The sequence below is a fragment of the Pseudomonas sp. NFACC46-3 genome, assembly GCF_900114515.1.
Lineage (GTDB): Bacteria > Pseudomonadota > Gammaproteobacteria > Pseudomonadales > Pseudomonadaceae > Aquipseudomonas > Aquipseudomonas fluorescens_Q.
This window is the reverse complement of record NZ_FOTH01000007.1, coordinates 82,165-103,944: the sequence shown is the minus strand read 5'-3', so window position 1 is coordinate 103,944 and position 21,780 is coordinate 82,165. Positions and strand designations below refer to the sequence as shown.

Here is a 21,780-nt window from a genome sequence, read left to right as displayed (position 1 = left end):
CCTCGCCACAAAAGCAGTCCCAACCTTGATCAGAGCATCGGCTTGCCTCCGGTAATCCCATAACGGGCTCCGGAAATGTAGCTGGCTTCGTCCGAGGCCAGCAGCACATAGATCGGCGCCACTTCAACCGGCTGGCCAGGGCGGCCAAGGGGTGTCTGGGAGCCGAAATTCTGTACTTCTTCCTCGGGCATGGTCGCCACGATCAGCGGCGTCCAGATCGGTCCGGGTGCCACGCTGTTCACACGAATGCCCTTGGGGCCGAGCATTTGCGCCAAGCCGCCGGTGAAGTTGGCAATGGCGCCCTTGGTGGTGGCATAGGCCAGCAGCGTCGGCTTGGGCATGTCGGAGTTGACCGAACTGGTATTGATGATCGAGCCACCCGGCTTCATGTGCGGCACGGCGGCCTGGCAGATCCTGAACATCGCGGTGATGTTGATATCGAAGGTACGCCCCCATTCTTCGTCGGGAATATCCTCCAGGTTTTCGTGGGTCATCTGGAACGCGGCGTTGTTGACCAGGACATCGATATGCCCGAAGCGGGCGACGGTTTCATCGACGATCTTGCGGCACAAGCCTTTGTCCGCCAGATCACCGGGCAGCAATAGGCATTGGCGCCCGGCCTGCTCGACCCAGCGTGCGGTTTCCCGGGCGTCTTCATGCTCGTCCAGGTAGGCAATCGCCACATCCGCACCTTCACGGGCGAAGGCAATGGCCACGGCACGACCGATGCCGCTGTCGGCGCCGGTGATCAGGGCGATTTTGTTCGCCAATCGTCCGGAGCCGGTGTAGCTCTGTTCGCCGCAGTCCGGGTAAGGGTCCATTTTGCGCTGGCTGCCGGGCACCGGCTGGCTTTGTTTAGGGAAAGGCGGGAAAGGGTAGTCGACCATCGTCGTTCTCCAGGTGGGTTGCGATGGAGGGTGGACTTTGGGTTTTCGGGCAGAGTTCGGTCGAATTGTCCGGCCAGTCGATGAGCGTAGTAAGGCGTGTTTCGTCGGCGAATAGAGGGGCCTGGCGAACATTGGATGGGCCTGTATTCTCCAATGTGAGTACAGGTGTCGTTTAAGGAGCAGGGCAATGTTCAGCCACATACAGATCGGCGCGCGCGACCTGCCGACAATGGTCGCTTTTTATGATGCAGTCCTCGGCTGCCTGGGGCTGGAGCGTATCGAGGGCGAAAATGATTCGGGCCCGCCGGGAGAAGGCTGGCGTCAGCCCGGCAAGCATTGGCCCCAGGTTTTCGTCCAGTTGCCTTTCAATGGCCTGCCCGCTACGTGGGGCAATGGCATGCAAGTGAGCTTCGCCGCGGACTCCCCGCAAACCGTGCGTGCTGCCTGGGAGCAGGCGATTGCCATGGGCGGCTCCGACGAAGGCCCTCCCGGCCCGAGGCCGCAGTATTGCGAAGGCTATTTTGGGGCCTATTGCCGCGATCCGGAGGGCAACAAGCTGTGCTTTGTCCATGCGCCGGATATGCATGAATAAAGCACAGACCCCATTGCGGCCAGGAGCTTGTGTGGCGAGGGAGCTTGCTCCCGCTGGGGCGCGTAGCGGCCCCTATCTGAGGGCTGCTTCGCAGGCCAGCGGGAGCAAGCTCCCTCGCCACAGGATCAGCCCCTGGCCCTCAGGCTGCGCTCCATCCGCGTGATCCCTTCCTCCAGCAGCGCCCGCGGGCAGCCGAAGTTCAAGCGCACGAACTGACCGGCGTCGTCGCCAAAATCCAGGCCGGCACTCAGCCCCACCTTGGCTTCTTTCAGGAAGAAGCCCTGCGGGTCATCCAGTCCCAACCCGGAGCAATCCAGCCAAGCCAGGTAAGTGCCCTGGGGTACGGTCATGGTGATGCCCGGCAGGCGAGTGTTCACTGCATCGACCAGGTAATCGCGGTTGGCTTGCAGGTACGCCTTCAGGGCCTCTAGCCACGGACCGGCTTCGCTATAGGCCGCACGGGTCGCTTCAAGGCCCAGGGCATTGACGCTGTCGACCATGCCGGCCCGGGCGCTGTTGACCCGTTCGCGCAGCTTGGTGTTCTGGATAATGGCGAACGAGGTCTTCAACCCGGCGATATTGAAGGCCTTGCTGGCGGACATCAGGGTGATGGTGCGCTCGGCAATCTCCGGGCTGAGGGAGGCGGTTGGAATGTGCACACGGCCGTCGAAGCACAGTTCGGCATGGATTTCGTCGGAGATGATCCAGGCGTCCTGCTCCAGGCAGATGTCTGCCACGGCCTTGAGTTCCTGGCGGTCAAACACCTTGCCCAACGGGTTGTGAGGATTGCTCAGCAACAGCGCGCCACCGCCCTGCAAGGCCTCGCGCAACGCAGCCAATGGCGTGTGGAATTCACCGTTGACCGGGTGGAATGGCAATTCCACTTTGTTCAACTGCCAGTGACCTGGGGCGTTGCGCAGCGGCGGGTAGTTGGGCACCTGCACCACGACATTCTGCTGGGGCTCTACCAAGGCATGCAGGGCCATGTTGAAGCCCGGCTCGACACCCGGCAGGAACACAATCTGCTGGGGCTCGACGCGCCAGGCGTACTTGCTCCACAGATCGGCCACGACGGCGGCGCGCAGATCGTCCTGGGCCACGCTGTAGCCCAGCATCGGATGTTCCAGGCGCTTGTGCAGCGCGTCGATGATCACGGGTGGGGCGGGGAAGTCCATATCGGCGACCCACATCGGCAACACATCGGCCGGGTAGCGGCTCCATTTGGTACTGCCGGTGCCGTGGCGTTCCAATACCGTGTCGAAATCGAAAGTCATGGGGGTTCCATCAGTCAGTCATGAGATGGCGAACATCATAAAGCAAAGGCCAGTGAGAAAAGCTTGGTGGCGTAGTGCCACCAACTGATGATAATCAGTTACAGTTCACTGTCGAAACGCCCCAAAGACGTGAACGGCATTGGTAACGGACCCTCCAGGCCTTTGAAAAGGACGACCCCCATGACATCGCCCGTGCGCTTTAACGATCACCACCGTAGAGCCGATCGCATCATGTTGGGGCTGCTTTGGCTCACGTTGTTGTATTCCCTGAGCCTGGCATTCCTGCACTCGACGTTTACCCAGGCGCTGCTGGTCGGAGCGACAACCTGCGTGGCGAGCACCGCGCTTTATCGCGTCCTGGTGGGCACTCGGGCCATGCGCTGTGTTATCGCGGTGGCGTTGATGGTCATGGCGGCATTGCACATCAACCAGACCCAGGGTGTGATCGAATTCCACTTCGGGATCTTCGTGCTGCTGGCCGTGTTGACGTTCTACCGTGACTGGCTGCCGATTGTCGTGGCCGCCGCCACCATTGCGGTTCATCACCTCGGTTTTCACTGGCTCCAACACCAGGGTTATCCGGTGTTCGTGATGGATACCCACGGTGGCTGGTCGATGGTCTTTCTCCACGCGTTCTACGTGGTAGTGGAAAGTGTGATCCTGGTTTACCTGGCGAACCAGAGCCTGGCCGACGCCACGGAAAACCAGGATGTGCTCGATAAGGTTCTGGTGGCGGCCGCGCAATTGAGCAACGACGCTGGCAGGCAGCACAACGAGGGCGTCAAGGTCTCGTCGAGCGAGCGTTTCGATCATTTCCTCCAGCAGGTCACCCAACTGGTGGACGGCGTGGTGCGCGACACCCGAAACCTCTCGGACCTGGGCCAGGACCTGTCCCAAGTCGGCCAGACCCTGGAAACCGGCGCCCGCCACCAACTCGATGAAGTGGCGCAGATGAGCGGAGCGATCAGCCATCTGGTCCAGGCCATGGAGAACATCGCCGGCCATGTCGACCAGACCTTGCAGCGTGCCGGCCAGGCCAACGAGCAGGTCAACCGCGGGCGCAGCACGGTTGACCAGACCCGAGAAGAGATCGTCGAGCTGGCCGGGCGCATCAACCTGACCAACGAAACCGTGCAAGTCCTGGCTGAACAGGCGCAACAGATCGGCCAGGTGCTGGATGTGATCAATGGTATCGCCGAACAAACCAACCTGCTGGCCCTCAACGCGGCCATCGAAGCCGCTCGGGCCGGCGAGCAGGGCCGTGGTTTCGCGGTGGTGGCCGACGAAGTCCGGACCCTGTCCCAAAAGACCTCGACGTCCACCACGCAAATCCAGCAGATCATCGCCAAGCTGCAGCAGGGCAGCCGCCAGGCCGCTGTCGCCATGCAAGACAGCCGGGATGGAGTGGCGCGCTGCGTGTCCGCCAGCCAACTCGCTTCACAACTGCTCCACGCCGTGGTGGAAGACATCGCAGTGATCAACCATTTCAACGACCTGATCGCCACTACCACCCAGGAACAATCCAAGGCGTCGATGGGGATCAATGAGCGCTTGCAGAGCGTCCAGGCCGTGGCTGAGCGCAACGCCGACAACATTGGCATCCTGACTCGCAGCAGTCAGTGCTTGCCGCCGTTGGCAGAGCGTTTGGCGGTGTTGGGGCAAGCGTTTCATGGCAAAGCCGGGACGCTCTGAGCGGCAGGATCTGCAGTGACCACCGCGCCTACATACCGGTAGCAAACGCCGGAGGATGTTCGAGGGTCAGCCGTATCTCGCGAAACGCAACTTCGTACTGGCAGAGCATGCGCAACGCCCAATCAGCCCGCCCCCGAATGCGATTGTCGTCTTCGTGGGCCGGCTCCTGGCCGTTGAGCATCGACTCCACCTGCCGAATGATCAGCTGTTCCGGCAAATACATGATCCGGCAATTCTTGTAGCTCGACGCACGCAGCTCGGCGATGGGATAGGCGCCGCCAAGTCCAGCCGAGACGCCCACCAACAGCGCGGGTTTGTGCCCGAGCTCCTTGGTCCCCGCATAGAGGAAGAAGTTCTTCAGCGCGGGGCAGGCCATGCCATTCCACTCCGGGCTGATCACGATCAGTGCTGTCGCTTTGGCAAGGATCGATTGTTGGGCACGCCACACCTCATCGCGGTCTTTTTCCGGCCAAAGCGGCAATCGGCAGGCGGCCAGGTCAATCAAGTCGCTGGCGTCGCACAGGTTGAGATCCGTCAGTCGCTGGCGCAGATAACGCGCCACTTTGAGCGACTGACTGTCCCCGCGGTTGGAACCCGACAGCACAACGATGTGGCGGCTCATTGCGTCACCTCCGGTTGTGCGCTGGCCTTGGGCGCGGTACGGCGTGAGCGCACGACGGGCCAGAACAATTCCTCTTGCCAACTGATCGGTGACAGGTGCTCGATTCCGTAGGCTGGCGGGCGTCGGCGCGTGATTTTTGCCGTCCCGAACAGCACATCCCATAGAAACAACAGGTTGCCGAAGTTGCCTTTGTAATGAGTGACACCGTCCTCGGCCGTCAAGCCATGGTGGGCAGAGTGGGTGGATGGGGTGGAAATTATCCGCTCCAGAAGCCAGACCACGGGCCGCAAACCACGAACCCCATAAAGCTTGTCATCCCATGCAACACTGCTGTGCGCCGCGAAAATAACAGTCATCTTGATGATCAGGTAAACGTAGTAGACCGGCGCGAGGCCCAGGTAGATCAGCATGCCGGACAGCCAGATCCCGGGCATGAGCAGGTAATAAAAACTGTTGTTGCGATAAACGATCCGGACACTCATGTAGGGCGCGGAATGATGGGCGCGATGCAACGCATAGAGGGCGGGAACCCGGTGAGTCAGGCGATGCCACCAGTATTGAGTCATGTCGTCCAGCAACAGGAACAACACGAACCCGGCGACCCAGGGGATCGCCACCAGCGCGTCCTTCATCTGCGGGGCAACCAGGCTGAGCAACTTGCCGCTCAGCCACATGACGGCGGGGAAGGTGATTGCAACCAGGATCCCGGAGCCGATGACTTCAATCAGTACATCACGCCTGCCGCCCGATGACTGGCGCAAGGCCGAGCAAGCAAGTTCCAGCAAAATGAAGGCGAGGAATATCCCGGCCACGACGACAGAAGGATTATTGGCGAGCATTGTTGTATTCATGGCACTCTCGATTAAGGCCCCAGCGGGCAATGCCATTTCATTAGAAGCCAGCGAGTCAGCCCTCCCAATGCGCGAAACGGACAGAATCGAGCGAGAAGCGGTCAATCGTTCACCCCAACGCTTTCACCGGGGCAAATTGGGCCAGGTGCTGGAGCGTTTCCTGGACAGTCACGCTGGCGGGAGGCAAAAAGACTACAACCTGATCGAGCTGGATCAGCTCTGGCGCGAAGCGGCGCGCGTCGATCCGGCGATCGGCTTGAAACTGTTTGAGCTATTTACGCCTCAGGACTGGCACGTCCTGGCTTATCTTTGCCTGTACAGCCCTGACGTCTTGTCGGCCATGCAGCTTTGGGCACGCTACGCCGCGCTCGCCTCGGATACGGACACGGTGCGCTTGCTCAATGACGAAAACGGCCTGGGCGTCGAGTTGAGTGTCGATGCGCCGGGGGATTTGGCGCGGTACGTCGTAGAGCACTATGGCGTAATGGCCGTTACGCAATTACGGCGAGGAACGGGACAGGACATACAGCCGATTCTCGCCAGATTCGCCCATTCGCGGCCCTCGTATTACCAACAGTACAGCCAATGGTTTGGAGACCGCATCGAGTTCGACTGCCCGGACAACCGTTTCTATTTCGATGCCCCAAGCGCACGCCTGCCGATGCAGACGCGTCATCACGGCATGTTGGAGCTGTTGACCCAGGAGCTCGACCGCCGGGTCGCCGCGCACCGCAGTTTCACCGGCTGGTCGGCCAGGCTGGCCGACGGTGTCCGGCGATCATTGGCCAAAGGCGAAACGCCAACGCTGGTCGATCTGGCGCAAGCACTGCACCAGACGCCGAGAACCTTGCGCAGGCGCCTTGAGGAACAAGGCACGACCTTCAGGCAGTTGCTCGACCAGGTTCGCGGCGAACTGGAGTTGCTTTTGGAAATGCAGGGCGAATCCCCGGCGCAGATTGCCGCTCAGCTGGGTTACAGCGATACGACCGCGTACCTGCATGCACGAAGCAGATGGCGTGCGGTGAAGTAAGGCAATCAGCGAGCCCTCCCGATACGAATGTATCTCTGTGTATCCAAGGCCATTGTTGATACGGACGATTTCATTCAAGACCGTCGCTGACACATGCGCGATACCTGGCCGACGTCAAATGAGCCCACCGAGACAGCCCCAGCCGTCTCATTGGCTCACCCCACGTCGGAGATAACATCATGAACTGGAAAAACCTCGGCATCGCTTCCCTGTTTGCCGCATTGAGCCTTGGCGCTGTCGTGGCCAATGCCCAAGACAGCATCAAGCCTCACACCTACATGTATGGCGACCACCTGGATGTCGCCAAGGTGCTTTCGGTCAAGCAAGGCTCGAGCTGCGGCGTCGTGGAGACACGCATGACCTATTTGGACTCGGCCGGCCAGATCCAGGCACTGGACTACGACGCCGTCGCCCAGGACTGCGCTCAGGACAATTGATCCAGGTCCGTGGGCCACTCACTCAAGGAGAGTCATCATGCTTGCAATTTCATCCGTTTGCGCCTGGCACCGTTGCCTGGTTCACACCGCCAGGGGCAGTGCGCTCAGTCTCGCACTGCTCGCTGCCAGCCCGGGAGCCTGGGCGGCCACCGCCGCGGTCGCGCCAGCCAGTACGGTTCAATCGTCTCAATCCGAGGCCATCCGCCCATACCGCATCCATGTCGATGACGCGAAGCTGGCCGAACTGCGCAAGCGCATTGCCGACGCCCGTTGGCCGGACAAGGAAACCGTCAATGACGTTTCCCAGGGCGTGCAACTGGCCCAGGTACAGGACTTGGTGAAGTATTGGGGCAACGGTTATGACTGGCGCAAGGCCGAGGCCAGGCTCAATGCATTGCCCGAGTTCATCACCACGATCGATGGTGTCGACATCCAGTTCATTCATGTGCGTTCGCGCAATCCCAACGCCATGCCGCTGATCCTTACCCATGGCTGGCCGGGTTCGCAATTCGAGTTCCTCAAGACCATCGGCCCGTTGACCGATCCAACCGCCTACGGGGGGCGTGCCGAGGACTCTTTCGACGTCGTGATTCCGTCGATTCCAGGTCACGGCTTTTCCGGCAAGCCGACCGAGTTGGGCTGGGGCCCGGACCGCGTGGCCAAGGCCTGGGACGTGCTGATGAAACGCCTCGGCTACACCCATTACGTGTCCCAGGGCGGTGATCATGGGTCGGTCATCTCCGACGCCTTGGGCCGCCTGGCGCCGCCCGGTTTGCTGGGTATCCATTTGAACATGCCGGCGACCGTGCCGCCGGAGCTGGTGAAGCCGATCACCAGCGGCGAACCGGCACCGGCCGGGTTGAGCGCTCCAGAACGCACTGCCTACAACTCGCTGAGCAGCTTCTTCGGCCGCAATGCAGCCTACGGCGCAATGATGGTGACCCGGCCGCAGACCATCGGTTACCTGCTGGCAGATTCGCCCTCGGGCACAGCGGCATGGATGTACGAGAAATTTGCCGCCTGGACTGACAGCGAAGGCAAGCCTGAGCGTGTGCTCAGTCGCGATGAAATGCTCGACGACATCAGCCTGTACTGGCTGACCGACACCGGCGCATCGTCCTCCCGTTTCTATTGGGAGAACAACAACAATAACTTCAGTGCGGTGGCGCAAAAAACCGCTGACATCAAGGTCCCGGTAGCGATCACCGTGTTCCCCCACGAAATCTATCGCGCACCGAAAACCTGGGCCCAGCGCGCCTACCCGTCGCTGTCCTACTTCAACGAAGTCAGCAAGGGCGGCCATTTCGCTGCCTGGGAGCAGCCGCAATTGTTCAGCGAAGAGTTGCGCGAGGCATTCCGGCCATTGCGTAGCGCCGCGAAAAACACCGTCGCCCAGACCGCTCATTAAACCTTTCCTGGCGGCTCAGAACCGTGAGCCGCTCACCCGCCATTCGTAAGAGAGATTCACATGGACACGACTCTGAACCACCCATCCGCAGCGCGCCATGGTCGCTTGTTCACCCCAGCCCTCCTGGTGTTCGCGATGATGCAATTGGGCGCCTTGGGCTTCGCTTCGTCGCAGGCTAACGCCGCCGATATACCTGCCAGCACCATCGGCGCCATTACACCGGGCAGTCACACCTCGTTCGGCCCGTTGAAGCACGTCAAGGCTGGCCTGTTGGACGTTTCCTATGCCGAGGTCGGTCCCGCCGATGGGCCGGTGGTCATCCTGCTGCATGGTTGGCCCTATGACATTCACAGCTACGCGGATGTGGCGCCAGCGCTGGCAGAGAAGGGCTATCGCGTGCTGATACCGTACGCCCGCGGTTATGGCGACACGCGCTTCCTGTCGGCCAAGACCCTGCGCAACGGCCAGCCTTCTGCACTGGCAAGCGATCTGATTGATTTCATGGACGCGCTGAAGATCAAGCAGGCCGTGCTCGGCGGTTATGACTGGGGCGCACGCACCGCCGACATTGTCGCGGCCCTTTGGCCGGAGCGGGTGAAGGCGCTGGTGGCGGTGAGTGGCTACCTGATCGGCAGCCAGGAGGCCGGCAAGACACCGCTACCACCGGCCGCCGAACTGCAGTGGTGGTATCAGTTCTACTTTGCGACCGAGCGCGGCCGCCTCGGTTACGAGAAAAACACCCACGACTTCGCCAAACTGATCTGGAAGCTGGCGTCGCCCAAGTGGAACTTCGATGACGCAACGTATGAGCGCAGTGCCGCCGCTTTGCAGAACCCCGATCATGTCGCCGTTTCAATCTTCAACTATCGCTGGCGCCTGGGCCTGGTCAAGGGCGAGGCCAAATACGATGCGCTGGAAAAGAAACTGGCGACGTTCCCGTCGATCAGCGTGCCGACCATCACCTTGGAGGGTGATGCCAATGGCGCTCCTCATCCGCCCGCCGAAGCCTATGCCAAGCGTTTCACTGGCCAATACGAACATCGCCTGATCGATGGCGGTGTCGGCCACAACTTGCCGCAAGAAGCACCGCGGGCGTTCGCCCAGGCCGTGATCGACGCCGATCACCTCCAGTGAAGCCGCGTTCCCGGCATCTGAAGTGAAGGGGAACCCGAAACAACGGGTTCGCCTCCCAAAGGCTGATACCTGAAATCACCTTGGATCAGGCAAACATGCCGGCGAATCCGGCAACCGGATAGGCGTTTCGCTCCACATACTCTCGCGGCCCTGAGGCCCTGCCACAGCTGAATCCGAGTGGCGGGGACTTCTGTAGGCCATCGAAAACACGTGTGCGAGTGCTTGATATGGAAAACAACACGATCCGCTTTGCCTGCAACGGCTGCGGCATCTGCTGCAAGGGGCGGCTGATTCCACTGACGTTGGATGAGGCAAGGCAGTGGCTACACCGCGGACATGAGGTGGCGGTCATACTGGAAGCGTTCGATGAGTCAACCTGGCCTTCCGAGCCTAGGCAATTCGCCCACAGCGCCCAACGGGCCGTGGCCGTCACCAGTGGCGATGCCCAGATTCGAGTCGTGGCGGTACTGGCGGGCAATGCGCTGACGCAGTGCCGCAATCTCGGCGACGATGGTCGTTGCGGCATCTATGAAGAGCGGCCGCTGGTCTGTCGAATCTATCCGATGGAAATCAATCCGCTCATTGCCTTGCGTCCTGCCGACAAGGTCTGTCCGCCTGAGGTCTGGGAGACGGGCGAGGTCTTGTTCAGCGACCGCGTTGTCGATCCGATCCTGGCCGATCAGATCGAACGCTCCCGCCAGGCGGACAGGGACGATGCCCAGGCCAAGATTGCGCTGTGTGAAGCGATGGGCATGAACGTCGCCGCCTGGAAGGGCAACGCGTTGGCGGTGTACTTGCCTGATAGGGCGCAGTTGACTGAAGCGATCATTCGCTACGATCGCGCCCCCGTGGCACCGACAGGCCTGGATTGGAAAGTGCGGGTCGAAACGCCGGCCCTGGCCCAACGCCTGCTGCAAGTGGGGGTCGCGCTGGATGATCAACGGTCAACCGGCTACATCTTCCAGAATCTTTAGGCACCCAGCCAAACCATCACTTTGTGCCCCCCAAACTCCTGAAACATATTGTCATTTCTGGCCCGAGGTGACTGATGCGAGCTACGGATCGTTAAATCGAGTAAGAAATTGCGTCAATCAGGCAAGCGACTCGAACCGCCGACCCAGCATACTGCGTCCATATTAATCAACGACTTACGGTGATGGCGAACAGTGTTCGCATCACCAAGTCGTGGGTCCGATGTTTCCAAGGAGTGAAATGTGCACACCGACTTCAACTGCGACCAGGGCGTCAGCGACATCAGTCGCCTGGCCGGTTCGGTCAGCCAGCTTGTGCCCAGCGAGGGCGACCAGATCACCGCCATTGCCGGCTTGAGCCTGCATCGGCGCAACGCGATCACCGCGCCGACGCACTGCATCTATGGCCTGGGTCTCGGTGTGACCTTGCAGGGCCGCAAGCAAGCCATGCTCGGGGACGAGATACTGACTTACGCGCCGGGCCAGTCGATGGTGACCTGCGTGGATCTGCCGGTCATTTCCCACATCTCCCAAGCCAGCGTCGCCAAGCCGTTCCTGGGCATGATGCTGAGATTCGACAGCACGATGGTGATGCAAGTGGCCGAGCGCATGCAGTTGTCACAACGCATGAGGGACGACGCGTTTCGACCGGTTACCGTACAAGCGCTGGATACCAGGGTGCTGGACGCCCTGCGACGCTTGATAGACCTGCTGGAGGAACCGTCGCTGCTTGAGACAGTCGCTCCGCTGATCAAGGAAGAGATCATCGCGCGCCTGTTGAGCGGTGCCCACGCGCCACAGTTGCTGCATGTGATCGCTGCCGGGTCACCCAGCCAGCACATCGCCAAGACGGTTGCCTGGCTGAAACTGAATTTTCGCCAGGCGTTGCGTATGGACGATCTGGCGGCACAAGCGCACATGAGTCCATCCACGTTTCGCCAGCATTTTCGCACCGTGACCGGAATGAGTCCGTTGCAATACCAGAAGCAGCTGCGGCTACAAGCCGCTCGGCAGTTGATGTTGAGCCAGAATGTCGATGCGAGCAGTGCAGGGGGCTTGGTTGGCTATGAAAGTGCCTCGCAGTTCAGCCGTGAATACAGCCGCCTGTTCGGCGCGCCACCGCAGCGGGATATCAAGCGCATTCGCTTGTGATCGTGAGGCTTGTCTGGCGTTGCGGCCAGACAGCCTCACACGCCTGTCACGCCAATTTGAAAGGTAACTCACGCAACGGTTTACCCGTCAGGCTCGCCACCGCGTTGGCAAAAGCGGGGGCCAGTGCCGGCAGGCCGGGTTCACCCATCCCCGTAGGAGGCTCGGCGCTGGGCACGATGTGGACGGCAAATGTCGGCATGTCGGTAATGCGCGGCACGCTGAAGTCAGCAAAATTGCTTTGTTGCACCACTCCATCTTTCAGCGTGATCGCGCCACCTGGCAGGCACATCGACAATCCCATCAGCGCCGCGCCTTGGACCTGGGCCTCGACACTGCGAGGGTTGACCGCCAGGTTGCAGTGCACACCGGCCGTCACGTTATGCAGCACCGGACGACCGTCCTGCACCGAGGCTTCGACGACGTAGGCCACCACCGAGCTGAACGACTCGTGGACCGCCACGCCCCAGGCATGGCCCGCCGGCAACTGGCGCTTGCCATACGCACTCTTGTCCACGGCCAATTGCAGCGCCTCGCGATGGCGTGGGCTCTGGTCGCCAAACAGCTTCATCCGGTAGGCCACTGGATCCTGCTTGGTCGTGCGGGCGATCTCGTCGATCAGCGTTTCCATCACAAACGCCGTATGGGTGGAGCCCACGCTGCGCCACCACAGCACGGGCACGTTGAGCTTGGGGTGATGAACCGTCAGCCGCATGGGCAGCGGATACGGATTACGCAGGCCTTCCGTGGCGGTCGGGTCGATGCCGTTTTTCACTCGCCCGCCAAACACGGTGCCGGTGATGATCGATTGGCCCACCAGGGCGTGGTCCCAGGCGAGCACCTTGCCGCTGTCGTCAAAACCGATGCGCGCACGGTGCAGGTGCATGGGCCGATAGTAACCGCCCTTGATGTCGTCCTCCCGGCTCCAAAGGGTGCGGATAGGGGCGTTGACCCCGGCGGTGCGCGCGGCCTTGGCGACCTCGCAAGCCAGTACGACGAAATCGTTGGTGGGCACGCCGCGCCGGCCAAAACCACCGCCGGCGGTCTGCACGTTCACTTGGATCTGCTCTGGCTTGAGGCCAAGCACCTTGGCGGCCGCGGCACCGTCACCGCCGGGGAACTGCGTACCGACCCACAATTGAGCGCCATCCCCGGCGAGCTGCACGGTGCAATTGAGGGGCTCCATCGGGGCATGGGCGAGGTAGGGAAACACGAACTCGGCGTCCAGTTGATGCGGCGCGCCAGCAAGTGGCGTCATGTCGGCATCAAAGTGCAGTGGGCCGGGCTGGTTGGCCAGTTCCCGGTATTGAGCCAATTGTTTCTCACTGTCCACTTTTTCTACAGCGCTCGCATCCCACTCCACCTTCAGCGCATCGCGTGCCAGCTTTGCCTGCCAGTAACTGTCGGCGACCACCGCAACACCTTCGGCACCGCCGTCCAGGGGTACGCGCAACACGGCTTTTACCCCTTTCGTGGCACGTGCCGCGCTGTCATCCAGGGAGGCGATTTTGGCGCCGAACACCGGAGGGCGGGCGACAACAGCGGTGAGCTGCCCCGGCAGATGCATGTCGATGCCAAAATCCTGCTGGCCGCTGCTCTTGGCCTTGGCGTCGATGCGTGTCGTGGCCTGGCCGATGATGCGGAAATCCTTGGGATCCTTGAGCGTGATCTGCTCGGGCACCGGCATCGCCATCGCGGCTTCGGCCAGTTCGCCGTAGCTGGCTTTACGGCCTGCCGGGCCGAGGACCGTGCCGGCCTGGGTACTCAGGCTCGCCACGTCCACGTTCCAGCGCGCGGCGGCGGCACTCAGCAACATGGCGCGGGCACGGGCGCCGAGTTCGCGGTACTGGGTGTAGCTGTTCTTGATCGAGTTGGAACCGCCGGTCAGGTGAATGCCGAAATTCGGGTCCATGTAGGCGGCGTCACTGTTGCCGTTGCGACTGCGTACCAGGCTCCAGTCGGCATCGAGTTCTTCGGCAAGAATCATCGGCAAGCCGGTCTGCACGCCTTGGCCGAATTCCAGGCGGTTGATGGTCACCGTCACTTCGCCGCTGGGCGCGATTTGCACGAATGCCGAGGGTTGCTGGCTCGGTTTGAGCGGCACAGCGGCGCCACTGGTCTCTTGCGCCATGGCCAGGTGTGGAAACGCCCCCAAGGCCAGCCCGCCGATGCCGACGATCTTGAGAAAACTGCGGCGCGGCAGCGTAGCGGGGCTGTCAGCCTCGTCGCGTTCAAGCAGGAGTTGCAAGGCGCGAGGGCGCTCGTTCGGAAAGATCTCGTTCAACATGGTCTGCTCCGATCAGGCAAGGGCTTTGGCGGCATCAGCCACCGCGGCGCGGATACGGGCGTAGGTGCCACAGCGGCAGATGTTGCCGGCCATGGCCGAGTCGATCTCGGCGGCCGTGGGCTGCTTGCCCTTGGGTTGGGCCTTGAGGAAAGCGGTCGCGCTCATGATCTGGCCGCTCTGGCAGTAGCCACATTGCGCCACATCATGCTTGACCCATGCATCGTGCACGGCGCTACCGACCGGATCGCTGCCGTTGGTTGCCGCTTCGATGGTGGTGATTTTCTTGCCTTCGGCGGCGGCAATGGGCGTCACGCAGGAACGAATGGCCTGGCCATCCAGGTGCACGGTGCAAGCGCCACACAACGCCGCGCCGCAGCCGAACTTGGTGCCGGTCATGCCCAGCGTGTCGCGCAAGGTCCAAAGAATCGGGGTGCTTGGGTCTACGTCGACCGTGTATTCACGGCCATTGATGTTGAGGGCGCTCATAGGGGTACCAGCTCCGGATGGTTTGGCTCTGGTTAACTATAGAAAGCTATGTTTGGGAGCGATTGCACGATCCGGGCGGATGATTGCCTAATCTTGCAAATTGACTGGAGCGCCATGAAAGAGCTACCAATGGCCTTCGGTAGCATTTCTCATGCAACGGCCAGCAAGCCGCTCTTCATCGCGCAATTCTTGATGCTGTTGTACAGAAAGTCGACGATTTCTTGCGCTTCTTCGACGGTTTTGTCGAAGACTGCAATCAACATCTTCTCCACGTCCTCGGCCGCATAGCCCACAGCCTGGAGGAAGATGGCGGCCTGCTTCCACGCAAGTTTGAAGGTGTCTCTGAGGATCTTGCCGATTTGCTCGATCCCTTCAATGCCCTTCAGGATGCCCTGATAGACGTATTCCAACCATTTCTTCGCGTCTTGGAACAATCCGACAAAGAACTGTTTGATCTTCTCCAGCAGGATGCCTGGGAGATTTTCCAGAGGACCGATGTCGACATCCAGGTCGAAGCTGGCGATGTCATGCGTGCTGCTGGCCAAGGTGAAGCTGAACGAGGCGTTGGCAAATATTCCCTGGCCTGTGGTGCCGAAGGCCAGGTCGGCATTGATGGTGTCGTCGATGCTCAGCGTGCCGAGTGGTCCAAGATCGATGGACTCGTTAATACCGACGCTGGCCGAACCTTGTGCGTTGATTGAGTCGATACCGTCGATATCGGCCTGTAGGTTGAAGGTCGAGCCACCGAGGGTGGTGTCCTTGAGTTCAAAGTGACAATGGTCAGCTCGAATATCGATATCGATTTGCGGGCCGATACCCAGTAGATAAGCTTCACCGGAGATCATGAATGCGGGCGTTCGATAGGACGGTTGCGGGTTAGTGGCGTCCGAGAAGGTGCATAGCAGCACGCTAGGGCCGCCCGAGCCCTGGGCACCCGTGAGCTTGAACAGCTTGTCATTGCCGATGACGATTGGCGCCATTTCGACATTGAAGGCTATGCCTTTTTGCGGCATGACCTCGACCTTGATCTGTTCTCGGATCCACAGAAACTGGATATCGGCAAAAATGTGGAAGCCCTGTGGGAACGTCAATGTGGCGATGCTGACTGGCTGAGGCACGACGTACAGTTGGGCCTCCAGGGACACCGAGATCTGCCCCCCGTTACGCTGCATTTCGTAGTGGTACATCGTGGAAAGATCGAGCAGGTACCAAATCTGGTCCGGCGTGTTCACAATCAATTGGATCTGGCCACTATCCGCGGGCAGGTCAACGCCACCGGCGGCGAACATTTCACGAATTTTGGCCAGGTCGTAATGGTTCAGGGCATCGTGGTAGGTCTGCCAGTCACTGTCGAAGCTGTGCAATCGACCCACCGCTATCTGGGTGAGTACATCGCGCAGGAAACCGGGCAAGTCCGAGGCAGTAGCACCGGTCAACTCGTCAAAGACCTTGGCCAGGCTGAGGTCGCTGACAGCGCCGGCAACCATTGACTGGCTAGGTTGCACGGTGTCGATGAACACCGCCAAGGCGCTATCGATGTCGGCTATATCCAGTTCGGCGGCAAATCCGATCGAAGGTTCGCCTTCGAAGGAAATGCCAAGCTCGAACGCCAAGCTCTTGAGCTTGAATACCGAGAAGTCGAGGGTGCCATTATCGTTTTCAACCACCATGTCGCCCGATACGAATGCGCCGTTTTCCACGACTGCCAAGCTGACATCGAAGCGCACCGGTTGCGACTCGAGGGTGGCGCGAGCGGTGGCGGTCAGATAGAACTCAACCTGTTCGGCCTGTATCTGAACACCCAAGGCCCCACTGAGCGTTACCGAACGATTGATCACCGTGCTGATATTTGCGAAAAGCCGTGCCTGGGTGCCGGCATCGGTGCCAATGAATATCCCCGCATTCAGGTTAGTGTCTGGCGAAATGGACAGCATTCTGGCCAGGTTTTGCAGGATCCTGTTTTGCTTCAATTGGGTCTGCGCGTAAAAGTAGAAGCCTTCCTGCAGTCCACCTGACCAGGCCGGAATAGTGATCTGTTTTGACTTGATCTGCGGATTTTGAAATAGGTCCAAAGCCGGAAAGGTGAAATCTGACTTCTTCAGCGTGGAAACGATCACCACCTGCTCGCCGGCAATGGGAAAGATGTCCAGGAATGCCTGGATGGATGAAAGTCCTGGCAGCGCCGACAGCTTGCACAGGGACAAGTCCAGGCCCAGAGCAAAGCCCCAGGTGCCTTGTTGGTCCAGGAGTTCGAAGGCCAGCGAGCCGGCGTTGGCAACCTGGGTTCCGAACGAAAGCTTGAATTGATCCTCGTTCTTGGTGATCAACAACGTCGAGTCGGTAAACGTCAAGTCGCCAAGCCCACTGGGCAATACATCTTTGGCGTTGCATAACCAGCTGATCAGCCCATTCAACGTGACTTGGGGCAGGGCACCCCGCAACGCTAGCCCCTGAGTGGGATCGTAAGACATGGCCAGCGTCAGGTTGTCGTCGAAGACCAGCCCGCCGGCAAACTGAGCCGAGGTCTTAGCGTTCGCCCCGAGCCCTTTTGACAAGCCGAATTGAATGTCCTCGATGGCCAGGTTGTGCGGGCCCAGTGGAATGACCCACCCTGGGGAGTCGGCCATTTCGGTGTAAAAGTTGTAGCCGGCCTGGTTATCGATGTTGACCGACAGCATGTCGATCGTCAGATCGGCCGGTGGCTGGATCGACGGCAGGTACCGCGTGACCAGCGCCTGCAGCGGCAGCGTAACCGCGTCCTCCAGTTCGCCGGCAATGAAGAAATCAGGATAGCCTGCGCTAACGTTTACTTGGGCGGCATTACCGATCAGGAACAACGCATTTATCGAAGCACCCGGTGCAGGCTTGATAAAAGGCAGGGTGACATGGAACTCAACGGATATGGATTCGAGCAGAAACTCATCGCCCAGCAGCTTCCATTGAGCGTCCGGGATACCAACGGTCAGGTAGACATAGTCGACGCTAAGGCCGGTGCCCGACCCCGTCAGCGCGATCGCCGCGTCCAGCAACTGCAGCTTGCCGGCATCATGCAGGGCGTCTTGCAGTGGCCCCGGCAGGTAGTCGATTAGCGTCGAGGTGCCTGCCAGGTCCAGCAGGTCCGCCAGATTGCTCAAGGTGAAACCGCTGAATTCTCCGGTGATCACCAGCTTGCGAGTGCCCTTGGGAATCTTCGATGACAGCTCAACGGTCAGGCCGGCACTGGGTATCGTCAGCGCACCACTGATCGCCATGAATGGCTCATAGCTGGGGTTGGCCATCCACCATTTCGCACTCAAAGGACTGTAGATCGAGAAGATCGTCTGGGTAAGCGCAAGCTTTTCGGAAATGGAAACGTCCAGTCCCAGGTCCACGAACAGACTGATGCCCGGCGGCGAGTTTTGCTCTTTCCATGGGAAATTGTTAACGATCTCGCGCAACGGCGACACCTGCACGGACGGTTCGACGATGTTTCCGCCGATCGCGAAACGGTCGTTGACGTCCAGCAGATGTTCCAGCGCCAGCAGTACGCCTCTAAGCTCAACGATGCCGGCGAAACCGAGCCCTGCGTCCAGCGACACTGGCGTCTTGGTGGAGCCCAAGTCGATATCAACGACGGTGGCATCGGTCAGTGCATAGAACCATGCCGAGGTCAGCGTGAGATCGTCCAGCGCCGACGTCTGGGGAGCGGTGACACTGGAACTGAAGTCGAAGCTGACGGGCAGATCCGGGAAACTGTCGGAAAATTTCCAGTTTCGTCCTGTGCCAATCAAAGTGAACATCAACTGGACAGTGACGTCGCCGCTTTGCGGGTCGAGCACAAACGTGGCTGTTACGGGAGCGTTAGCCACTTGGCGAAAAAGCGAGGCGGTGCCGACGCGCTGCACTGTATTGCCGGCGTCGTCGGGACCGATGCTCGCATTGGAAATGGTCAGCGGTTGATGGTCGAAAATGCGCCCGTAAAAGTCGGCGAATTTTGCCGTGGTCACCGTACTGGCAACGATGGTTGTCGTCCCGTCCAGCCCAATCTTGAGGTTCTCGCGAAGCGTTTGGATATCCATGGCCATTTCTTCATCAGAGAGCGAAGTTCGCTGGGGTTATTCTTCGAGAGTCATGACGATAGGCATGTGGTCGCTGATGATCTTGGCATTCTTCATTGCCAGTTGCAGCTGCATGCGGGTGACGATCATGAAGGTGAAGCTGTCCATGATTTCCTGGAGGACGACGTTGGGAACGCAGACCTTGAGTTCCCAATTGGAGGTGATGCCACGGATGAATATGTTGTCGTAGGCGCTTGCCAAAAAGGCGTCGTCAACATCGCCTTTCTGGATCATTTTCTGGCGATTGGCGATGTCATTGACGAACGATTTCAACGAGGTAAGGGTAGTTTTTTCGCCGTCGAATATACCGGAGAACTTCAGGCTGGTCAGAGGCGCATAGGTAGCGGCATTGGCTGTGTTGTAGTTGAAGTCGCCAGAGATCAAAAAGGCCGTGTTGCCCGTGTTGATCTCGATCTCTTCGCTGAGATTTGCCAGCAACTGGATGGTCGCATCTTTCTTGTGATACTTGGGTTGGGGGGCATGCCAGAGCAGGCAGTTGAGTTCCTTGGGCTTGCCTGCGGTTCTGGCCTGCATGTTCCAGAACAATGGATTACGGTCAGCGAAAATCACCTTGGTGCTGGTGGCGACGGCCATGTTGCTGACGCTGACGTTTGCATCGTCCCAAAGCAACGCGTACTTGTCGGCGCGCCGGGCGAACGTATGGGCGACTTCAATATTTCGCTGCGACACCTCGTATTTCCACTTGCTGCCTGAGCCTACAAGCTTCTTGCGATCATTGATGGCCTGGACCAGCACTTGCACCGCTTGCTCACCCGTGCCGAGCGTTACTTCCATGACGCCGATGACGTTGGCCTGCATCTCGTCGATCAGCACGGCGATCCAGGCCGCGACGTTGACGTTGCGAAAGACGTCCTTGGCGCATTTCTTCGAGGACAGGCTTTCAATATTCCATGACATGTAATCGGCGATTTCCGGCATGGACGTTCACTCCATGTGAAGGCGATTTCGGTATCCCGGCGGTGTCAACGCTGGTTCCGCCGGGATATCGTTCAACTGGCGGTGACGCTGGCGGTACCTGTCAGCAGGATCTGATTGCCCACGCCTGTGATGCTCAGGTTCTCAGGCGTCACCTGCAGAGTGAAACCTTCGAAATTGCCGCTCAGATCCGGTATTTGCAGCAGGGTCTGGGCCAACTGGCCTTGGATCGTTTCCTGGATCTGGCCTCCTACCACATCGTTGAGGATCGCCAGGGTAATGGAGGAGATCACACCACCGCCCAACGTCGCCATCCATGCCCAGAAATTGGAGGGCGTGATGTTGACCGATGGGCGAGAAACACTGCCGCCGTTTATACGGATGTTACGTTGCGCATCGACTATCACCTGCAGCGTCGCGGTGACTGGGCTGATGGAAATATCCCAGTCTGCCGGGCCCAAGCTGTAGCTACCGCTCAAGTTGAGCGTCAGCGTCAGGTTACCGTTGTTGACCGAAGCGCTGTAACTGTTGAGATGCACGACGGCACCGCTGGCCGAATAGGTCTTCTGTACTGTGCTCCACCACAGATTGGCGACGACCTGTTGGATCAGCGGCTCGGTGAGTACCAGGTTGAAGCCGCCATTGGATGGCGGTTGCTTTTGGCTGATCGCCACCGGCGAGAACAATCCGCCGGCCGCATAGGCGTTGCCGCCATCGATCAACAGGGCGTATCCGGCAAAGGTGATACCGTTGACGGGCCCCAGCGGTATGGCGATGGCGGATATCAGGCTGTTCACCCTGCTGGCGATATCACTCTTCAAGGCGTCCAGGATTTCGTTCACAAACGGATCATCGGTGACAAAGTTGATATCGGTCACTGATAGACGCACCACACCGTTGCCATCTACTGTGGCCCGTGCACTGGCATTGGCACCGACTGTGCTGCTGGTGGGGTCCCCGCCGGCCACGGTCACGGACAGCTCCACCGGCATGCTGACCATGAAAGTTTGACCGCTACCGCTGGCGGCCAAACTGAATGTCGGTGGTGCAGATACGCTCCAGGTCAAACTCGCGTTCGCGTCGGGGATGTTTGCGGTGTCGCTCAGCTTGGGCGCGATGGTGGGAAAAATGGATTCACTGGCGTTGTTCAATAACGATTGCGAAAGGCCCGCGATGAAATCGGTGGACATGGTCGAAACTCCTTTTTCAATCAGATAGTGGCCAAGGCCTTGCGGGCTTCCGTGGTGGCGACCTGCGACAGGCTGGCGAGCAGATTGGGGTTGGAGAGCTGGCCGTTGAGCGCGGCGATGAGCTTCGTCTGGTTGGCGTCCTCATTGAGCAGTTGGTTGATGGTGGCTTTAAAGACGGTCGCCAGATCGATATCGATCGTTATGTTGCCATTGCCGACGACCGGATTGACCGACAACGCGCTGAAGTTGACGACTGCGGTATCGAGCTGTCCATCCACCGCCTCGGTAGCACTGAAGACCCCGGTCAGGTCATCGACGTGGTTGATGGTCAGGCTGAAAGTACCCGGTGGCATGTCGACGTGGTTCAGGTTGACGTGCAATTCGCCATTGGCCTGGATCTGGTTGGGTACGGCGGGGGGGCGTTGGTACCCATCCTGTGTATTGGGCTGTTTGCCATGGAAGGTCACGGTGTTGCCGTCGACGACGATCTCGGGGTCGGTTCCATTATCGAGCTTCACCTGGCTGTTGCTCAGTCCGAGGATATGCAGTTTCTTGATAACGATGTCGATCGGAATCTTTTCGATCGTGAATGAGCCCAGGTCCACTTCGGCGATGGTCAGTGGGTCCAGGGCGCTACCGTCTGGGTTGTAGAGAATCGAGGACAGGTAGAAGTCGGAGGTGGGCGTCAATAGCATGTTTTCCAGCAATTGGACGAGTTGACTGTCGGACATGATGTT

General features: G+C 59.8%; 18 protein-coding genes. 8 read left to right on the top strand and 10 right to left on the bottom strand.

The features are described 5' to 3' along the window. Nucleotides 1-29: 29 nt before the first annotated feature. Nucleotides 30-887 carry an SDR family oxidoreductase gene (locus BM300_RS10375; protein ID WP_092462790.1) on the bottom strand — a complete coding sequence of 286 codons (858 nt, stop codon included), beginning with the start codon at nucleotides 885-887 and terminating at the stop codon, nucleotides 30-32. Between the two features lie 187 nt (nucleotides 888-1,074). On the opposite strand from BM300_RS10375, the gene BM300_RS10370 reads away from it, so the two are divergent. Then, nucleotides 1,075-1,479, top strand: a complete 405-nt coding sequence (locus BM300_RS10370; RefSeq protein ID WP_063321290.1) for a VOC family protein — start codon at nucleotides 1,075-1,077, stop codon at nucleotides 1,477-1,479. Between the two features lie 125 nt (nucleotides 1,480-1,604). On the opposite strand, the gene BM300_RS10365 is transcribed toward BM300_RS10370, so the two are convergent. Next, complete coding sequence (locus BM300_RS10365) at nucleotides 1,605-2,753, bottom strand: MalY/PatB family protein (RefSeq protein WP_092462788.1); 1,149 nt, start codon at nucleotides 2,751-2,753, stop codon at nucleotides 1,605-1,607. A 180-nt stretch (nucleotides 2,754-2,933) separates the two neighbouring features. Here BM300_RS10365 and BM300_RS10360 point away from each other — a divergent pair, with 180 nt between their 5' ends. Beyond that, nucleotides 2,934-4,445 carry a methyl-accepting chemotaxis protein gene (locus tag BM300_RS10360; RefSeq protein ID WP_092462786.1) on the top strand — a complete coding sequence of 504 codons (1,512 nt, stop codon included), beginning with the start codon at nucleotides 2,934-2,936 and terminating at the stop codon, nucleotides 4,443-4,445. Nucleotides 4,446-4,473: 28 nt separating this feature from the next. Here BM300_RS10360 and BM300_RS10355 read toward each other — a convergent pair whose 3' ends face one another. Both BM300_RS10355 and BM300_RS10350 read right to left on the bottom strand, forming a co-directional pair. Continuing rightward, nucleotides 4,474-5,067: an NADPH-dependent FMN reductase gene (locus tag BM300_RS10355; RefSeq protein ID WP_092412982.1), complete on the bottom strand. Its 594-nt coding sequence runs from the start codon at nucleotides 5,065-5,067 to the stop codon at nucleotides 4,474-4,476. Further along, nucleotides 5,064-5,918, bottom strand: coding sequence for a sterol desaturase family protein (locus BM300_RS10350; RefSeq protein ID WP_092143551.1), 855 nt, complete (start codon nucleotides 5,916-5,918; stop codon nucleotides 5,064-5,066). The genes BM300_RS10355 and BM300_RS10350 overlap by 4 nt, the downstream gene beginning before the upstream one ends. Before the next feature lie 67 nt (nucleotides 5,919-5,985). On the opposite strand from BM300_RS10350, the gene BM300_RS10345 reads away from it, so the two are divergent. From BM300_RS10345 to BM300_RS10320, 6 genes are all read left to right on the top strand, one after another. After that, the gene (locus tag BM300_RS10345; protein WP_092224631.1) at nucleotides 5,986-6,948 is read left to right on the top strand and encodes an AraC family transcriptional regulator ligand-binding domain-containing protein; all 963 of its coding nucleotides are present in this window, start codon (nucleotides 5,986-5,988) and stop codon (nucleotides 6,946-6,948) included. Nucleotides 6,949-7,127: 179 nt separating this feature from the next. Next, nucleotides 7,128-7,385 (top strand): DUF2790 domain-containing protein, encoded by a 258-nt coding sequence (locus tag BM300_RS10340; RefSeq protein ID WP_092462783.1) that lies wholly within the window; start codon nucleotides 7,128-7,130, stop codon nucleotides 7,383-7,385. 37 nt (nucleotides 7,386-7,422) lie between these two features. Beyond that, nucleotides 7,423-8,793 carry an epoxide hydrolase family protein gene (locus tag BM300_RS10335; RefSeq protein WP_092462781.1) on the top strand — a complete coding sequence of 457 codons (1,371 nt, stop codon included), beginning with the start codon at nucleotides 7,423-7,425 and terminating at the stop codon, nucleotides 8,791-8,793. A 60-nt stretch (nucleotides 8,794-8,853) separates the two neighbouring features. Continuing rightward, entirely contained in the window at nucleotides 8,854-9,927 is a 1,074-nt protein-coding gene (locus BM300_RS10330; protein ID WP_092462779.1) for an alpha/beta fold hydrolase, read from the top strand. 227 nt (nucleotides 9,928-10,154) lie between these two features. Continuing rightward, complete coding sequence (locus BM300_RS10325; RefSeq protein WP_072345182.1) at nucleotides 10,155-10,901, top strand: YkgJ family cysteine cluster protein; 747 nt, start codon at nucleotides 10,155-10,157, stop codon at nucleotides 10,899-10,901. Nucleotides 10,902-11,141: 240 nt separating this feature from the next. After that, nucleotides 11,142-12,050, top strand: coding sequence for an AraC family transcriptional regulator (locus BM300_RS10320; protein WP_072345184.1), 909 nt, complete (start codon nucleotides 11,142-11,144; stop codon nucleotides 12,048-12,050). A gap of 46 nt (nucleotides 12,051-12,096) precedes the next feature. Here the strand turns inward: BM300_RS10320 and BM300_RS10315 are convergent, their stop codons facing one another. From BM300_RS10315 to BM300_RS10290, 6 genes are all read right to left on the bottom strand, one after another. After that, entirely contained in the window at nucleotides 12,097-14,334 is a 2,238-nt protein-coding gene (locus BM300_RS10315; protein ID WP_092462777.1) for a xanthine dehydrogenase family protein molybdopterin-binding subunit, read from the bottom strand. A gap of 12 nt (nucleotides 14,335-14,346) precedes the next feature. Beyond that, the gene (locus BM300_RS10310) at nucleotides 14,347-14,820 is read right to left on the bottom strand and encodes a (2Fe-2S)-binding protein (RefSeq protein WP_072345188.1); all 474 of its coding nucleotides are present in this window, start codon (nucleotides 14,818-14,820) and stop codon (nucleotides 14,347-14,349) included. A 149-nt stretch (nucleotides 14,821-14,969) separates the two neighbouring features. Next, a complete protein-coding gene (locus BM300_RS10305; RefSeq protein WP_092462775.1) occupies nucleotides 14,970-18,878 on the bottom strand; it encodes a hypothetical protein in 3,909 nt (1,302 codons plus the stop codon). A gap of 36 nt (nucleotides 18,879-18,914) precedes the next feature. After that, nucleotides 18,915-19,856 (bottom strand): exonuclease/endonuclease/phosphatase family protein, encoded by a 942-nt coding sequence (locus tag BM300_RS10300; protein WP_092143533.1) that lies wholly within the window; start codon nucleotides 19,854-19,856, stop codon nucleotides 18,915-18,917. Between the two features lie 71 nt (nucleotides 19,857-19,927). Then, a complete protein-coding gene (locus BM300_RS10295) occupies nucleotides 19,928-21,043 on the bottom strand; it encodes a hypothetical protein (protein WP_092462773.1) in 1,116 nt (371 codons plus the stop codon). A gap of 20 nt (nucleotides 21,044-21,063) precedes the next feature. Further along, nucleotides 21,064-21,774 carry a hypothetical protein gene (locus BM300_RS10290; RefSeq protein ID WP_092462772.1) on the bottom strand — a complete coding sequence of 237 codons (711 nt, stop codon included), beginning with the start codon at nucleotides 21,772-21,774 and terminating at the stop codon, nucleotides 21,064-21,066. Nucleotides 21,775-21,780: the final 6 nt, after the last annotated feature.

Bases quoted from the DNA above. Each gene is read 5' to 3' on its own strand.
- BM300_RS10375 (WP_092462790.1), bottom strand. From the start codon at position 887: ATGGTCGACTACCCTTTCCCGCCTTTCCCTAAACAAAGCCAGCCGGTG.
- BM300_RS10370 (WP_063321290.1), top strand. From the start codon at position 1,075: ATGTTCAGCCACATACAGATCGGCGCGCGCGACCTGCCGACAATGGTC.
- BM300_RS10365 (WP_092462788.1), bottom strand. From the start codon at position 2,753: ATGACTTTCGATTTCGACACGGTATTGGAACGCCACGGCACCGGCAGT.
- BM300_RS10360 (WP_092462786.1), top strand. From the start codon at position 2,934: ATGACATCGCCCGTGCGCTTTAACGATCACCACCGTAGAGCCGATCGC.
- BM300_RS10355 (WP_092412982.1), bottom strand. From the start codon at position 5,067: ATGAGCCGCCACATCGTTGTGCTGTCGGGTTCCAACCGCGGGGACAGT.
- BM300_RS10350 (WP_092143551.1), bottom strand. From the start codon at position 5,918: ATGAATACAACAATGCTCGCCAATAATCCTTCTGTCGTCGTGGCCGGG.
- BM300_RS10345 (WP_092224631.1), top strand. From the start codon at position 5,986: ATGCGCGAAACGGACAGAATCGAGCGAGAAGCGGTCAATCGTTCACCC.
- BM300_RS10340 (WP_092462783.1), top strand. From the start codon at position 7,128: ATGAACTGGAAAAACCTCGGCATCGCTTCCCTGTTTGCCGCATTGAGC.
- BM300_RS10335 (WP_092462781.1), top strand. From the start codon at position 7,423: ATGCTTGCAATTTCATCCGTTTGCGCCTGGCACCGTTGCCTGGTTCAC.
- BM300_RS10330 (WP_092462779.1), top strand. From the start codon at position 8,854: ATGGACACGACTCTGAACCACCCATCCGCAGCGCGCCATGGTCGCTTG.
- BM300_RS10325 (WP_072345182.1), top strand. From the start codon at position 10,155: ATGGAAAACAACACGATCCGCTTTGCCTGCAACGGCTGCGGCATCTGC.
- BM300_RS10315 (WP_092462777.1), bottom strand. From the start codon at position 14,334: ATGTTGAACGAGATCTTTCCGAACGAGCGCCCTCGCGCCTTGCAACTC.
- BM300_RS10310 (WP_072345188.1), bottom strand. From the start codon at position 14,820: ATGAGCGCCCTCAACATCAATGGCCGTGAATACACGGTCGACGTAGAC.
- BM300_RS10305 (WP_092462775.1), bottom strand. From the start codon at position 18,878: ATGGATATCCAAACGCTTCGCGAGAACCTCAAGATTGGGCTGGACGGG.
- BM300_RS10300 (WP_092143533.1), bottom strand. From the start codon at position 19,856: ATGCCGGAAATCGCCGATTACATGTCATGGAATATTGAAAGCCTGTCC.
- BM300_RS10295 (WP_092462773.1), bottom strand. From the start codon at position 21,043: ATGTCCACCGATTTCATCGCGGGCCTTTCGCAATCGTTATTGAACAAC.
- BM300_RS10290 (WP_092462772.1), bottom strand. From the start codon at position 21,774: ATGTCCGACAGTCAACTCGTCCAATTGCTGGAAAACATGCTATTGACG.